Here is a 13,713-nt window from a genome sequence, read left to right as displayed (position 1 = left end):
CCGCTCAAATCGGCAGTTCATCTCCAGTGGAAGGTGAAGGCAAGAGAACACAGGCCTTCAGAAAGCGAGGTGAACATGATGTACCGCAGTTACGCAGACACCGGCGGCAACGTGAACGAGGAGATCAAACTCCTGAATTCCATCAGCCACGTATCCGCCAGACTGGCAAGGAACCTCTCACTCCTTGCCGCAAGCCAATCAGAGGAAGGAGGAAAAGAAAATGTCAAAGATGGCAGAAATGGCACAGACCCTCGAAGAGCTCCGCACCGCTGCTGCTTCTATTAATGCCGCAGCCGACTGGCTCTACCAGCAGTTTTCCGGAGACGACAATTCTACGCAGGCCACTAAAGTTCCCGCCAAGAAGGAAGCGAAGCCTGAGCTCATGCTGGAGGACGTAAGAGCCGTCCTCGCCGAGAAGTCCCGTACCGGTCATACCGCAGAAGTACGTGCCCTGCTTAAAAAGTACGGTGCTGCAAAGCTCTCGGAGATCGATCCGGCAAACTACGAAGCCCTGATGAAGGACGCGGAGGTGATCGGCAATGGCAACTAAAGCACACGCGATCCTGTCCGCATCCAGCTCCGACAGGTGGCTACACTGCCCGCCGTCGGCGAGGCTCTGCGAAACCTATGAGGACAAAGGATCAGACTACGCTGCAGAAGGCACCGATGCACATGCGCTTGGCGAGTACAAACTCAAGACCGCACTCGGTATGCCTGTCGACGATCCGACCGACAGCCTCAAGTGGTATTCCGAGGAGATGGAGGACTGCACCAGCGGCTATGCCGAATATGTGCTGGAACAGGTCGAAGCCGCCAAGGAAACCTGCACCGACCCGGTAGTTCTTATCGAGCAGCGTGTGGACTTCTCCCGCTGGGTAGAACAAGGCTTCGGAACCGCCGACTGCATCATCATTGCGGACGGTACGCTCCGAGTGATCGACTACAAGCACGGCTTAGGCGTCTTGGTCTCCGCAGAGGAGAATCCGCAGATGCAGTGTTATGCCCTCGGCGCTTTAGAGCTTTTCGATGACATTTACGACATCGATCAGGTTTCCATGACCATATACCAACCGAGACGCCAGAACGTCAGCACCTACGAAATCAGCAAGGACGACTTGTACCGCTGGGCGGATGAAGTCCTAAAGCCTACCGCAGATCTGGCTTTTGCCGGTGACGGGAACTTCCTGTGCGGTGAATGGTGCGGCTTCTGCAAGGCTAAGAACGAGTGCCGCGCCAGAGCCGAGGCAAATCTGAGGCTCGCGCAGCATGATTTCGAGCTCCCACCACTGCTTACGGATACCGAGATCGAGGTTATTCTCAGCAAGGTAGATGAACTGGTTAGCTGGGCTTCCGATATTAAGGAATACGCTCTGCAGCAGGCTCTCTCCGGTAAGGAATGGACAGGTTTCAAGATTGTCGAAGGACGCAGCAACCGCAGATACAGCAATGAGGCCGCCGTCATTGACGCGGTCGAGAAAGCAGGCTTTGACCCGTATGAGAAAAAGCTGCTCGGCATCACCGCCATGCAGAAGCTCCTCGGCAAGTCCCGCTTTGATGAACTCCTGACGGCTTACATCGAAAAGCCACAGGGCAAACCCACACTTGTGCCGGATAGCGACAAGCGCCCGGCCATGAATACAGCCAAAAATGATTTTATGGAGGAAAACAACAATGAATAAAAATGTAAAAATCAACAATCCCATGAAGGTTATCACCGGTGTTAACACTCGCTGGAGCTATGCGAACGTCTGGGAGCCGAAGTCTATCAACGGCGGCACACCCAAGTACAGCGTGAGCCTCATCATCCCGAAGTCCGACACCAAGACCATCGCCAAGATTCAGGCTGCTATCGAAGCTGCCTACAAGGAGGGAGAGGCCAAGCTCAAGGGCAACGGCAAGTCCGTACCGGCGCTCTCTGTTTTGAAGACTCCTCTGCGCGACGGCGATGCAGAACGTCCGGACGACGAGGCCTACAAGAACGCCTACTTCGTCAACGCCAATGCAACCTCTGCACCCGGCATCGTGGACGCAGACCTTAATCCGATTCTCACCCGCTCCGAAGTGTACAGCGGCGTGTACGGCAGAGCCAGCATCACGTTTTATGCTTTCAACTCTTCCGGCAACAAAGGAATCGCCTGCGGGCTCAACAACCTGCAGAAGATCCGCGACGGCGAGCCTCTCGGCGGCAAGGCAAGCGCTGAGTCCGACTTTGCTACTGACGACGATGAAGATTTTCTCAACTAAGGAAAGGAGCGCAAAACAATGGAAAGCACAGTTATGATTTCATCCCTTCTCTGCAACATCCTGATCGGATGCTTCTGCATCGTAGTGCTGTCTTGGGCAGTGGTCGCCATCCAGACGGTGATCAATGACTTCAAGCGTGAGAAGCGCGAGGAGAAAAAAGCCGCGCAGGACGACGAATACCATATCAAGCGTATGGAATCCCTGAAATAATCCAGTACCGGCAGGCGGCTTAGGAGTGATCTTAAGCCGCTTGTTTGAATTGAGGTGAAAATCTATGCAAACACTCAGTATTGATATCGAAACCTACAGCGACGTGAACCTATCCAAGTGCGGCGTATATAAATATGCCGAGTCACCGGATTTTGAGATACTGCTGTTCGGCTACAGCGCCGACGGCTCCGAGGTGACGGTCATCGACCTTGCACAGGGAGAGCGCCTGCCGCAGGAAATTATAGATGCTCTGACTGATGATACTGTCATCAAATGGGCTTTCAATGCAAATTTTGAACGGGTCTGCTTATCCCGATATCTCCGTGATCTTGGAGTAAGCCTTGATCCCTTCCATGATAAACACCCTCTCTCGACCGAATGTGCACGCTTCTTAAATCCCGAAAGCTGGCGCTGCTCTATGGTCTGGGCGGCAACAATGGGACTACCGCTTTCTCTGGAAGGTGTCGGTGCCGTCCTTGGCCTCGAAAAGCAGAAGCTCACGGAAGGCAAAGACCTGATCAAATACTTCTCCGTGCCCTGTGCTCCGACGAAAACAAACGGCGGTCGCACAAAGAACCACCCTTTCCATGCACCGGACAAGTGGGAGGCCTTCAAAAAATATAATATCAGAGATGTAGAGACCGAGATTGGCATTAAGGATCGTCTTGCAAAATTCCCTGTGCCGGAGGAGGTCTGGGATGAATACCACATCGATCAGGAAATCAACGACAGAGGTGTCCGGCTTGACATGGATCTTGTGAAAGAAGCCATCGAAATGGACTCCCGCTCCCGGTCAGAACTGACTGCTGCCATGAAAGATATGACAGCACTTGATAATCCAAACTCCGTCCAGCAAATGAAACAGTGGCTCTCCGACAACGGGCTCGAAACTGACAGCCTTGGAAAGAAGGTAGTGGCAGAGCTTATCAAAACCGCTCCACCCGAACTTCAGACCGTTCTGGAGCTCCGACAGCAGCTTGCCAAATCCTCCGTCAAGAAATATCAGACGATGGAGCGTGCAGTCTGTGATGACGGCAGGGCTCGCGGCATGTTTGCATTTTACGGAGCCAATCGTACCGGACGCTGGGCAGGCAGGCTTATACAATTACAGAACCTTCCGCAAAATCATCTCCCGGATCTGGCCGACGCACGCGCTCTTGTGAAATCCGGCGACTTCGATGCCGTTAAACTCTTATATGAAGACGTCCCGGACACCCTCTCTCAGCTGATCCGTACAGCATTCATCCCGAAAGACGGTACGCAGTTTTATGTTTCCGACTTCAGCGCCATCGAAGCAAGAGTCATCGCGTGGTATGCCGGTGAGACGTGGCGTCAAAAAGTCTTTGAAACCGGAGGTGACATCTACTGCGCCAGTGCCAGTCAGATGTTCCATGTTCCGGTTGAGAAGCATGGCATTAACGGCCATCTGCGTCAAAAAGGCAAAATCGCGGAACTCGCGCTCGGATACGGCGGCTCGGTCGGAGCCTTAAAGGCAATGGGCGCTATAGAGATGGGACTTTCCGAGAATGAGCTTCCTCCTCTGGTGGACGCATGGCGGCAGACAAATCCCAACATCGTAAAATTCTGGTGGGATGTCGACCGCGCTGTCATGGAGGCTGTGAAGTATAAACACACAACCAGCAGCTACGGGCTTACCTTCTCCTGCCGCTCCGGGATGCTCTTTATTACGCTGCCCTCCGGACGGAACCTCGCCTATGTGAAGCCAAAGGTCGGTACGAATAAATTCGGAGGCGAGTGTATTACCTATGAGGGCATCGGCAGCACGAAAAAATGGGAACGGCTCGATTCATACGGGCCGAAATTCGTGGAAAATATCGTGCAGGCAACCTCCCGCGACATTCTCTGCTATGCCATGAAGACGCTGCGCTGCTGCTCCATCGTCATGCATATTCACGACGAACTGGTCATTGAAGCAGACCCTCACATGTCACTTGACGTTCTCTGTGAACAGATGGGCAGGACTCCACCGTGGGCAAAAGGCCTGAAGCTCCGTGCAGACGGTTACACCACTCCCTTCTACAAAAAAGATTAAAAATCGTCCGCTCAAATCAGGCGTTCATCTCCAGTGGAAATTAGAGGTGGACGCCTTTAAGTCTGCCCGGAAAGGAGGACTTTTGAGTGAGCAACGATTATCGCAACAGCGAAGGCTATCCTGACCCAACTGCAGGTGAAGCACTATCCCGGATTGCTGCAAATGAAAAGCAGTCCCTTCGTGCTTTCCGGCCTATCATCTACATCTGCTCTCCGTTTTCCGGAGATGTGGAGACAAACGTAGCCAACGCCAGACGCTACAGCCGCTATGCCGTGGACAAGGGATATATCCCTATCGCACCGCATCTGCTATTTCCGCAGTTCCTTGATGATGACAATCCGGAAGAACGTGAGCTTGGTCTTTTCTTCGGAAATGCCCTCATGAGCAAGTGCACTGAGATCTGGGTATTCGGCAGCCGCATCTCATCCGGTATGGAAGCAGAAATCAAACGCGCCAAGTGGAAAGGCTATCACTTGCGCTATTTCACAGAAGAATGTCAGGAGGTTTAACGCTATGTATGAAATTAAAGAAAGTCGCAGAGAGCTTTTTGATGGCACTGAGATCACTACCTACACCCGCGATGTGGTAAGTGCCAATATCCTGCAGGTCGAAGCCGGAACAACCGGTTACAAAGGTGGCGACACCGGCCACGGCGGACGCACCTATTTCCGCATTTCCGATGAAGCCAGCACAGATATCCATGTCACGCCTTTCATGGACAGATTCGGCTGCAACGGTTTTGAAGTTACCCTCGGCGGCGACTGCGAACTGGAAACTATGATCCGCGCCCTGAAATTTATCACGAAGGTGCTGGAAGAAGAATCGGAGGAGGTGTACGACTGATGTTTACCCTGTATAGTGCCGATTTTATCGGCAATCCCGGAAACTGCTCCTATCCGCATAAAACAGTTGTCATGGATACGGACAGCATGAAAGCCGCAGTCGGTCACGACTATGTGTGTGCGGAGTACAAAAATCACTACCGCAACAGCGACAACTTCCTCTCCGCTGACTGTCTTCCCGTGGACTGTGATAACGACCATTCAGAAGATTCGAAAGACTGGATCACACCGGCAGACGTGCTGGAGGCATTTCCGGGAGTAAGCCTCGCCATCCATTACAGCCGCTTTAATCAGCGCGAGAAAAATGGCAAACCGGCAAGGCCAAAGTTCCATGTGCTCTTTCCCATCGACCGGGTAACGGATGCTGCCCTCTATAGCGATATGAAGAAGCTGGTCAATTCCATATTTCCGTATTTCGATACGAAGGCGCTGGATGCTGCTCGCTTCTTCTTCGGAACACAGGAGCCGAATGTGGAGATCTATCCCGGTCGCATGAACCTCACGGAATTTTTTAATGACGACGAGTTCGATGCAGACCTGCCCGGCGGCCACGAGAAAGATGTCGTGATCCCGGAAGGAAGCCGTAATGCTACCATGTCCCGCTTTGCCGGTATCGTCATTAAGAAATACGGCGATACGGAAAAAGCCTACCAAAGTTTTCTGGAAAAGGCCGCAACCTGCGTGCCGCCTCTGGATAGCAGCGAGCTTAATACAATCTGGCACAGCGCACAGCGCTTTTATTCCAAGATCAGCCGTGAGGACGGATATGTCCCTCCGGAAGTTTATAACGACGAGAACAGCTATAAGCCGGAGGACTTTTCTGATGTAGGACAGGCCGAGGTGCTCTCAAAGTATTTTGCAAACGAGCTGCGCTATTCACCGGCCACCCACTTTATCCGATACAGTGACCACTACTGGCAGGAAACAGAGCCCGGCGCTCAGGCCGTCGCTCATGAACTCACCCGCAGGCAGCTCGCAGAAGCCAATCGAAATATGATGGAGGCTCTGCAAAAGCTCAAAAACTGTGGTGCACAGGAAATACTTGATAACACATCCAAGGCCAAAGCTGAACAGCTGATGAGCGACGAGCAGATGGAGGCCTATCAGGAGTTCCTTGCCGCCAAGGCCTACCAGAGCTTTGCCGTTCGCAGACGCGACTCCAAGAACATTACATCTACCCTCAAAGAGACGCACCCGATGCTGGAAATCTCGCCGAGAGACTTGGACGCAGACTGCTTCCTGCTCTGCACACCGGAGGCGACCTACGACCTTCGCAAAGGTATGGCCGGTGCCCGCGAACATTCTGCAGATGACTTTATTACGAAAATCACGTCCGTGTCACCCGGCAGTAAAGGAGCGCAGCTCTGGCAGGATAATCTGGATCTGATTTTTCAGAAGGATCAGCAGCTTATCGACTATGTACAGATGATCTGCGGCCTTGCTGCTATCGGGAAAGTTTTTGTGGAGGCGCTCATCATCGCATACGGCGATGGACGCAACGGCAAATCCACCTTCTGGAATGCCATCTCCCGCGTGCTGGGACTCTACAGCGGAAATATATCCGCAGATACCCTGACCGTCGGCTGCCGCAGGAACATCAAGCCGGAAATGGCTGAGGTCAAAGGCAAACGCCTGCTGATCGCTGCGGAAATGCAGGAAGGCGCAAGGCTCAACGACTCTACCGTCAAGCAGCTCTGCTCTACGGATGATGTGTTTGCGGAGAAAAAGTATAAAGACCCATTTTCCTTCAAGCCCTGCCATACGCTGGTGCTGTATACAAACCATCTGCCTCGCGTCTCCGCTTCCGACGACGGTATCTGGCGCAGGCTTATCGTGATTCCGTTCAATGCCAAGATCGAGGGCAAGGCCGACATCAAAAATTACGGTGAGTACCTGTATGAGAATGCCGGTGAAAGCATACTGGCATGGATCATCGAAGGTGCTAAAAAGGTCATCGCGCTGGACTACCAGATTCCGGTACCGGACTGTGTGACAAAGGCCATCGATAAATATCGCAGCCAGAACGACTGGTTCGGACATTTTCTGGATGAGAAGTGCGATGTGGATGAGTCCTTTAAGGAAAGCTCCTCGGCGCTCTATCAGGCATATCGCAACTACTCGCTTGACTGCAATGAGTATGTGCGCAGCACGGCAGATTTTTACTTTGCGCTGGAGAAAGCCGGATTTGAGCGGCTGACACTGAATCGGAAGCGCTATTTCAAGGGCTTAAAGATTCATGAGGACAGCGGCGCAGAGGAAGATTTTCTGCAGTAATCCGGGACTATGACAAGGTGTATCAAGGTCTTATATAAAAACTCTCTTAGGCCTTAAAAAATAGCTCTAAGAAAAAGTTTGGTAAATACCATTGATACACCTTGCACACCCCCTGAAATTAACGCCTGACGGAGGTTTGCAATGATAGAAAAACAGATAGAAAACAAGTTAACAACGGCGGTGAAAAAGAACGGCGGTATTGCGCTTAAGCTGGTGTGTCCCTCTTTCGCAGGAATGCCCGACCGCCTGATCTTACTCCCTGACGGCCATATCGGTTTCGCAGAGCTGAAGGCACCCGGCAAAAAGCCACGCCCACTCCAGCTCTCGCGCCACAGGCTGCTACGGGAGCTTGGCTACCGGGTATATGTCATTGACGATCCGGAGCAGATTGGAGGGATAATCGATGAACTTCAATCCACATGATTATCAGGACTATGCCATCCGCTATATTGAAAAGCACCCTGTGGCCGCAGTCCTTTTAGATATGGGACTTGGCAAAACGATCATCAGTCTGACGGCAGTATGTGACCTGTTGTTTGACAGCTTCGAAGTACATCGCGTTTTAGTGGTGGCTCCCTTAAGAGTCGCCCGCGATACATGGCCAGCGGAAATCCAGAAATGGGAGCACCTAAGAGGTCTTACCTATGCGGTCGCAGTCGGGACACCGAAAGAGCGAAAAGCCGCCCTCATGCAGGGAGCAGACATCACAATCATCAACCGCGAGAACCTGCAGTGGCTCATTGACGAGTCCGGCTTTCACTTTGACTTCGATATGGTGATTATCGATGAGCTGTCATCCTTCAAAAATCATAAATCCAAGCGCTTCAAGTCTCTGATGAAGGTACGGCCACGGATTCACCGGATTATCGGCCTGACCGGCACTCCTTCTTCCAACGGTCTCATGGATCTGTGGGCAGAGTTCAAAGTGCTGGATATGGGCGAGCGCCTTGGACGCTTTATCACGCAGTATCGGACAAATTACTTCATGCCGGACAAGAGAAACGGCGAGATCATCTACTCCTACAAGCCACTGCCCTATGCGGAGGACGCCATCTATCGGAGGATCTCGGATATCACGATTTCCATGAAATCTACCGACCATCTGAAGATGCCGGAGCTGGTTTCAACAGAATATGAAGTGCAGCTTTCTGACTCTGAGCGCAGTCGTTATGAAGATTTGAAACAGGAGCTCATATTGCAGCTCCCTGATGGTGAGGTGACTGCTGCCAATGCCGCATCGCTTACAGGCAAGCTCTCACAGCTCGCAAATGGTGCCATATATGCCGATACCGGTGAGGTTATCGAGTTCCACGATAGGAAGCTGGACGCTTTGGAGGATATTATCGAGGCCGCCAATGAAAAACCGCTTCTTGTGGCCTACTGGTTCCGGCATGACCTAAGCCGCATCAAGAACCGCTTCAATGTTCGGGAGATCAAGACCAGCCGAGATATTGCTGACTGGAATGCGGGAAAGATTCCTGTAGCAGTCATCCATCCAGCCTCTGCCGGTCATGGTTTGAACCTTCAGGCCGGAGGCTCCATCCTTGTGTGGTTCGGTCTTACATGGTCGCTGGAATTATATCAACAGACCAACGCCCGTCTCTGGCGGCAAGGTCAAGAATCCGGCACTGTGGTGATCCAGCACATTATTACCAAGGGCACCATCGACGAAAGGATTGTAAAGGCGCTATCCAAGAAAGAGATGACGCAGACCGCACTGATTGACGCGGTCAAGGCTGATCTTGAGGTGGTGTGATGACCGATCCTTATGAAAATCTCGCCAATGCCATCGTGCTGCAGGCAGTGAAGGATTACCGGGATGCCCTGAAGCGCCTGAAAAAGAAGCCCGGTAATCAAGCTGCTATGTCGGATGTAATGGAGTGTGAACGGTTCTTCCGCTCCGGCTGGTACAAGGCCTTAACGAGTGTGGACGGCGAGTATCTCATACAAAAACTACGAGAGGAGGCGAAGTCCTTATGACAGTAAAAGAATATCTCCATCAGGCCTACCGCCTTGATCAGAGAATCAAGTCCGACACGATGGAAGCACAAAACCTGCGTGAGATGGCAGGCAGCGTGTCGGCTATCCAATATGATAAAGACCGCGTGCAGACATCGCGTAATACCGAAGCACCATTTGTCCGGACGCTTGAGAAGCTGTGGACACTGGAAAAGAAAATCGCCGGTGAGCTGGAAATGCTATCAGACCTTAAGAAACAGATACGGGAGGTCATTGAGGCAGTCCCTGATACCGACGAGCGCATGGTACTCAAGTACCGCTACATCCATAACTATACATGGGAGCAGATCGGGATGGAGCTCTGTGCAGATGCCCGCACCATTCGTCGCTGGCACGGTAAGGCGCTCCTTCATGTGACGCTTCCGGATGATCCAATTATCATTTGAAATGCGCCCGAAATGTCCTGCTTTGTCCTAAGATGTCCACCCGTCCTTTATGATAGTATATAATCAGCGAAAAGAATAAAGAAACAGCTGCACGCGCAGCACACAAGCCTTGCGGGAACACCCTGCAGGGCTTTCTTTATGCCCTGAAAGGAGGCACGGCTTATGCCAAGAAAACCACAACGACCGTGCCGCTATCCCGGCTGCCCACACCTAACGGACGGTGTTTATTGTGAGGAGCACGCCAAGGTCATGGAACAGCACTACGAGAAGTTCCAGCGCGGCTACTCTCCCGGCAAACGCTACGGCAGAGCATGGAAACGAATCCGTGACCGCTACGTTCATAAGCACCCGCTTTGTGAGCAGTGCTTAAAGGAAGGACGCTACGTCGCGGTCGAGGAAGTCCACCACATCGTGCCGCTTGCTGAGGGAGGCTCGAATGACGAGTCCAACCTTATGAGTCTTTGCCGTTCGTGTCACGAGAAGATTCACCACGAGCGCGGCGACCGGTAGGGCGGTCAAAATCTCTACGACCCTTTTCCCCGGAAAACGGCGCCCCCTCTTCTTCACAAAAAAAGCGAAATCAAAAGGGTAATAAGGGAGGCGGTGATTGAAATGCCCACAAAATCGAATAACACCGGAGGCCGTGGCGGCAAACGTCCCGGTGCTGGGCGCAAAAAAAGCGCCATCAAGGAAAAATATGAAAATGGCAATCCCGGCGGCAGGAAGCTGACCGTGCTGGACATACCGGATGTTGAAGGCGAGGACATGCCTACTCCGCATGACTTTCTCTCAGCAAAACAGCATGACGGCACCACGCTGGAGGCCGGTGAAATATACAGGGAAACATGGGAATGGCTGGATAAGCTCGGTGTGGCCAAAGCGATATCTCCTCAGCTCTTGGAGCGATATGCGATGTGCTCAGCCCGATGGATTCAGTGTGAAGAGATGACCACTCGGCTCGGATACCTCAGTAAGCATCCGACGACTGGGAAGCCGATCCCTTCTCCATTTATTAACATCGGCATCAACTATATGAATCAGGCCAACCGCCTGTGGAATGAAATCTTCCAGATCGTCAAGGAGAACTGCTCCGCTGAATACGGCGGCATGAACCCGCAGGACGATGTAATGGAGCGGCTCCTTCGAGCCAGAAAGGGAATGTAAATGAACACACAGAAATTAGAACAGGTACCAATTGATAAGCTGGTGCCTTACGCCCGGAATGCCCGGACACATAGCAAGGAACAGATCGCGCAGCTCAGAGCTTCCCTTAGGGAATTCGGATTTGTCAGCCCTGCGGTCATTGATGCGGACTACAACATACTCGTCGGCCACGGTCGTATTGAGGCTGCCCGCGCAGAAGGCTATGAAACCGTGCCCTGCGTCTTTGCCGAGAACCTTACGGAAGCACAAAAGCGTGCCTATATCCTCGCAGACAATCAGCTGGCGCTCAATGCCGGATGGGATGAGGAAATGCTCTCCGTGGAATTGTCCGACCTGCAGGATTCGGCTTTTGACCTGTCCCTCTTGGGATTCGGCGCGGATGAGCTGGAGAAGCTCCTCGGCGGCAGTGAGGACAAGGACATCAAGGATGATGACTTCGACCTGTCTACTGCGCTGGAGAAGGCTTCCTTTGTAGAGCCCGGAGACATCTGGACGGTCGGACGCCACCGCCTCATGTGCGGAGACGCCACTTCCACAGATGATGTGAACGCGCTTATGGAAGATAAGAAAGCCAACCTGATCCTGACCGACCCGCCCTACGGCGTTTCCTTCAAAGCCTCAGACGGTCTCACAATCCAGAACGACTCTCTCAAGGGCGAGGAATTTTACAACTTTCTACTCTCCGCATTTAAGAACATGGCCGACCACCTCGAAAAAGGCGGTGCGGCCTACTGCTTCCACGCGGATACTGAAGGTCTCACCTTCCGAAAGGCATTCATTGACGCTGGCTTTCACCTTGCCGGAGTGTGTATCTGGGTAAAGAACTCCCTCGTACTTGGTCGTTCTGATTACCAGTGGCAGCATGAGCCTGTGCTCTATGGCTTCCTGCAAAACGGCAAGCACCCGTGGTATTCCGACAGGAAGCAGACCACCATCTGGAATTATGATAAACCGAAGCGCAATAAGGATCACCCGACCAGCAAGCCGCTGGATCTGCTGGGCTATCCCATCCAGAACTCCTCTCAGGAGAATGCCGTGGTGATCGACACCTTCGGCGGCTCCGGTTCCACACTGATGGCCTGCGAGCAACTGAACCGTGTCTGCTACATGATGGAGCTTGATCCGAAATACGCATCCGTTATTCTCCGGCGCTATGTGGGGGACACGGACGATGCGGAAAATGTGTATGTGGTAAGAAACGGCGAGCGCATCGACTACTCAGCTCTCGTGAAACAGGTCGATTTTGATACTGTATAATACACAAATTCTGTCCGTATAATTTGTCGTTTTTCTACCACAGAAAAGTGCCAATATCGCTTGCTATATAAGGCTTTTAGAGTGATATATGTACGTACCGAAAGGCACAGAAGGAAGCCTTCGGGAAACCATTTCACTTAGGAGGAAAAGCCATGAAAGCAAACTACAACGTAACCGGGAACGAAAGAAAAGTACTGGTAGCAGCCATTTCGGAGCTCACTGGAGAAAAGGCAATCTACAAGTTCATGCCTACCTGCGCCTACGAGATCGGAGACATCACGGTCGACAAGGAAGGCGGCGTCACCTGCGAGGATGCTGACAAGCTGGAGCGGATCATTCACAACCTGATCGCCGATGGCTTCACACCGGAAGATGCCGAGGAAATCGAAAGCACTGAGGAAGAAGCCACTGCTGAAGAAGCGGATAAGAACGGCACTGGCCTTACGGTCAGCGTCCCGCTGGACAAGGCTGCGGTCGGGAACCTAACAAACCTGCTCACCGCCAAGGAAAGCCTCATCAAAAAGGCTCTCGGCATTGACGACCTTGGCATCGAGGTAACGGAGGATGTGATCAGCTTCCCTTGGTTCTCGGAAATGCCGGAACCGGACGCGGTCAAGGCCTACACTCACTTCATTGCAGCCCTATGCAAGATGAGCAGGGACTTAAAGCGAGCCAGCGCCACAGAAAAGGATGTAGACAATGAGAAGTACGCATTCCGCTGCTTCCTGCTGCGGCTCGGCTTCATCGGGAACGAGTACAAGGCAGAACGCAAGATTCTCCTCAAGAACCTCTCCGGCAACTCCAGCTGGAAGAACGGCGCTCCGGAAAAGGAGGTGGCAGCATGCGAATGATTACGAAAGAGCAGCTTGAATCGCTCCGCTCCCGCTACCCGGCGGGAACCCGCGTTGAACTCCTTGAGATGGACGATGTTCAGGCGCCGCCCATCGGTACCAAAGGAACCGTTACGGGAGTCGATGATACCGGCTCCCTGATGGTGGACTGGGATAACGGCTCTGGCCTGAATGTGGTCTACGGCATAGACCGCGTGCGGAAGGTGGTGGACTGATATGGAGGAAAAGATAAAAGAGCAGATCCTCGCCATCCGGGACACTGGCCTTACAAACATGTTTGACATAAATACGGTGCAACGGCTGGCCTACGAACGTGACTTCTACGAGCTGGTTTTATACCTTGAGGATCATCGGAAGGAATACGCGAATTTTATTCTGACCGGCGAGGAATAAACTACACAATGTATGCCTCG

18 protein-coding genes are annotated in these 13,713 nt (G+C 52.5%); all 18 read left to right on the top strand.

All coding sequences use genetic code 11. From position 1 onward, the window contains the following. Positions 1–220: 220 nt before the first annotated feature. The 18 genes from ACTNCK_RS02905 (at position 221) to ACTNCK_RS02820 (ending at position 13,693) form a co-directional block, all read left to right on the top strand. Positions 221–550: a DNA ligase gene (locus tag ACTNCK_RS02905; RefSeq protein ID WP_441080893.1), complete on the top strand. Its 330-nt coding sequence runs from the start codon at positions 221–223 to the stop codon at positions 548–550. Continuing rightward, complete coding sequence (locus tag ACTNCK_RS02900; RefSeq protein ID WP_441080862.1) at positions 540–1,679, top strand: DUF2800 domain-containing protein; 1,140 nt, start codon at positions 540–542, stop codon at positions 1,677–1,679. Before ACTNCK_RS02905 ends, ACTNCK_RS02900 begins: the two co-directional genes overlap by 11 nt. Then, positions 1,672–2,244 (top strand): DUF2815 family protein, encoded by a 573-nt coding sequence (locus tag ACTNCK_RS02895; protein ID WP_441080861.1) that lies wholly within the window; start codon positions 1,672–1,674, stop codon positions 2,242–2,244. Before ACTNCK_RS02900 ends, ACTNCK_RS02895 begins: the two co-directional genes overlap by 8 nt. Before the next feature lie 18 nt (positions 2,245–2,262). Continuing rightward, positions 2,263–2,454, top strand: a complete 192-nt coding sequence (locus ACTNCK_RS02890; protein ID WP_009242850.1) for a hypothetical protein — start codon at positions 2,263–2,265, stop codon at positions 2,452–2,454. Between the two features lie 64 nt (positions 2,455–2,518). Next, positions 2,519–4,507: a DNA polymerase gene (locus ACTNCK_RS02885; protein ID WP_441080860.1), complete on the top strand. Its 1,989-nt coding sequence runs from the start codon at positions 2,519–2,521 to the stop codon at positions 4,505–4,507. 86 nt (positions 4,508–4,593) lie between these two features. Then, a complete protein-coding gene (locus ACTNCK_RS02880) occupies positions 4,594–5,016 on the top strand; it encodes a DUF7768 domain-containing protein (RefSeq protein WP_441080859.1) in 423 nt (140 codons plus the stop codon). 4 nt (positions 5,017–5,020) lie between these two features. After that, positions 5,021–5,350: a hypothetical protein gene (locus ACTNCK_RS02875; protein WP_022117879.1), complete on the top strand. Its 330-nt coding sequence runs from the start codon at positions 5,021–5,023 to the stop codon at positions 5,348–5,350. Beyond that, positions 5,350–7,623 (top strand): phage/plasmid primase, P4 family, encoded by a 2,274-nt coding sequence (locus ACTNCK_RS02870; RefSeq protein WP_441080858.1) that lies wholly within the window; start codon positions 5,350–5,352, stop codon positions 7,621–7,623. Before ACTNCK_RS02875 ends, ACTNCK_RS02870 begins: the two co-directional genes overlap by 1 nt. Before the next feature lie 141 nt (positions 7,624–7,764). Continuing rightward, positions 7,765–8,046, top strand: coding sequence for a VRR-NUC domain-containing protein (locus ACTNCK_RS02865; RefSeq protein ID WP_441080857.1), 282 nt, complete (start codon positions 7,765–7,767; stop codon positions 8,044–8,046). Next, positions 8,027–9,379, top strand: a complete 1,353-nt coding sequence (locus ACTNCK_RS02860; protein WP_441080856.1) for an SNF2-related protein — start codon at positions 8,027–8,029, stop codon at positions 9,377–9,379. Before ACTNCK_RS02865 ends, ACTNCK_RS02860 begins: the two co-directional genes overlap by 20 nt. Then, on the top strand, positions 9,379–9,603 hold the full coding sequence (locus ACTNCK_RS02855; protein WP_441080855.1) for a hypothetical protein: 225 nt from the start codon (positions 9,379–9,381) through the stop codon (positions 9,601–9,603). The genes ACTNCK_RS02860 and ACTNCK_RS02855 overlap by 1 nt, the downstream gene beginning before the upstream one ends. Further along, positions 9,600–10,028: a hypothetical protein gene (locus tag ACTNCK_RS02850; protein ID WP_009242859.1), complete on the top strand. Its 429-nt coding sequence runs from the start codon at positions 9,600–9,602 to the stop codon at positions 10,026–10,028. Before ACTNCK_RS02855 ends, ACTNCK_RS02850 begins: the two co-directional genes overlap by 4 nt. 162 nt (positions 10,029–10,190) lie before the next feature. After that, complete coding sequence (locus tag ACTNCK_RS02845) at positions 10,191–10,538, top strand: HNH endonuclease (RefSeq protein WP_022117873.1); 348 nt, start codon at positions 10,191–10,193, stop codon at positions 10,536–10,538. 102 nt (positions 10,539–10,640) lie between these two features. Continuing rightward, positions 10,641–11,192 carry a P27 family phage terminase small subunit gene (locus ACTNCK_RS02840; RefSeq protein ID WP_441080854.1) on the top strand — a complete coding sequence of 184 codons (552 nt, stop codon included), beginning with the start codon at positions 10,641–10,643 and terminating at the stop codon, positions 11,190–11,192. After that, positions 11,193–12,449: a site-specific DNA-methyltransferase gene (locus tag ACTNCK_RS02835; RefSeq protein WP_441080853.1), complete on the top strand. Its 1,257-nt coding sequence runs from the start codon at positions 11,193–11,195 to the stop codon at positions 12,447–12,449. A gap of 152 nt (positions 12,450–12,601) precedes the next feature. Continuing rightward, complete coding sequence (locus ACTNCK_RS02830; protein ID WP_441080852.1) at positions 12,602–13,300, top strand: virulence protein; 699 nt, start codon at positions 12,602–12,604, stop codon at positions 13,298–13,300. Next, positions 13,291–13,515 carry a DUF4314 domain-containing protein gene (locus ACTNCK_RS02825; protein WP_441080851.1) on the top strand — a complete coding sequence of 75 codons (225 nt, stop codon included), beginning with the start codon at positions 13,291–13,293 and terminating at the stop codon, positions 13,513–13,515. The genes ACTNCK_RS02830 and ACTNCK_RS02825 overlap by 10 nt, the downstream gene beginning before the upstream one ends. Position 13,516: 1 nt before the next feature. Beyond that, positions 13,517–13,693 carry a DUF5049 domain-containing protein gene (locus ACTNCK_RS02820; RefSeq protein ID WP_441080849.1) on the top strand — a complete coding sequence of 59 codons (177 nt, stop codon included), beginning with the start codon at positions 13,517–13,519 and terminating at the stop codon, positions 13,691–13,693. Positions 13,694–13,713: the final 20 nt, after the last annotated feature.

Source organism: Candidatus Weimeria sp. HCP3S3_B5, from assembly GCF_052064335.1.
Taxonomy (GTDB): domain Bacteria; phylum Bacillota; class Clostridia; order Lachnospirales; family Lachnospiraceae; genus Weimeria.
The sequence above is the reverse complement of the archived record's forward strand: the minus strand, read 5'-3'. Positions and strand labels throughout refer to the sequence as shown.

What these genes read in the sequence shown, in the direction of transcription:
- ACTNCK_RS02905 (WP_441080893.1), top strand. Translation starts at nt 221, where the DNA reads ATGTCAAAGATGGCAGAAATGGCACAGACCCTCGAAGAGCTCCGCACC.
- ACTNCK_RS02900 (WP_441080862.1), top strand. Translation starts at nt 540, where the DNA reads ATGGCAACTAAAGCACACGCGATCCTGTCCGCATCCAGCTCCGACAGG.
- ACTNCK_RS02895 (WP_441080861.1), top strand. Translation starts at nt 1,672, where the DNA reads ATGAATAAAAATGTAAAAATCAACAATCCCATGAAGGTTATCACCGGT.
- ACTNCK_RS02890 (WP_009242850.1), top strand. Translation starts at nt 2,263, where the DNA reads ATGGAAAGCACAGTTATGATTTCATCCCTTCTCTGCAACATCCTGATC.
- ACTNCK_RS02885 (WP_441080860.1), top strand. Translation starts at nt 2,519, where the DNA reads ATGCAAACACTCAGTATTGATATCGAAACCTACAGCGACGTGAACCTA.
- ACTNCK_RS02875 (WP_022117879.1), top strand. Translation starts at nt 5,021, where the DNA reads ATGTATGAAATTAAAGAAAGTCGCAGAGAGCTTTTTGATGGCACTGAG.
- ACTNCK_RS02870 (WP_441080858.1), top strand. Translation starts at nt 5,350, where the DNA reads ATGTTTACCCTGTATAGTGCCGATTTTATCGGCAATCCCGGAAACTGC.
- ACTNCK_RS02865 (WP_441080857.1), top strand. Translation starts at nt 7,765, where the DNA reads ATGATAGAAAAACAGATAGAAAACAAGTTAACAACGGCGGTGAAAAAG.
- ACTNCK_RS02860 (WP_441080856.1), top strand. Translation starts at nt 8,027, where the DNA reads ATGAACTTCAATCCACATGATTATCAGGACTATGCCATCCGCTATATT.
- ACTNCK_RS02855 (WP_441080855.1), top strand. Translation starts at nt 9,379, where the DNA reads ATGACCGATCCTTATGAAAATCTCGCCAATGCCATCGTGCTGCAGGCA.
- ACTNCK_RS02850 (WP_009242859.1), top strand. Translation starts at nt 9,600, where the DNA reads ATGACAGTAAAAGAATATCTCCATCAGGCCTACCGCCTTGATCAGAGA.
- ACTNCK_RS02845 (WP_022117873.1), top strand. Translation starts at nt 10,191, where the DNA reads ATGCCAAGAAAACCACAACGACCGTGCCGCTATCCCGGCTGCCCACAC.
- ACTNCK_RS02840 (WP_441080854.1), top strand. Translation starts at nt 10,641, where the DNA reads ATGCCCACAAAATCGAATAACACCGGAGGCCGTGGCGGCAAACGTCCC.
- ACTNCK_RS02835 (WP_441080853.1), top strand. Translation starts at nt 11,193, where the DNA reads ATGAACACACAGAAATTAGAACAGGTACCAATTGATAAGCTGGTGCCT.
- ACTNCK_RS02830 (WP_441080852.1), top strand. Translation starts at nt 12,602, where the DNA reads ATGAAAGCAAACTACAACGTAACCGGGAACGAAAGAAAAGTACTGGTA.
- ACTNCK_RS02825 (WP_441080851.1), top strand. Translation starts at nt 13,291, where the DNA reads ATGCGAATGATTACGAAAGAGCAGCTTGAATCGCTCCGCTCCCGCTAC.
- ACTNCK_RS02820 (WP_441080849.1), top strand. Translation starts at nt 13,517, where the DNA reads ATGGAGGAAAAGATAAAAGAGCAGATCCTCGCCATCCGGGACACTGGC.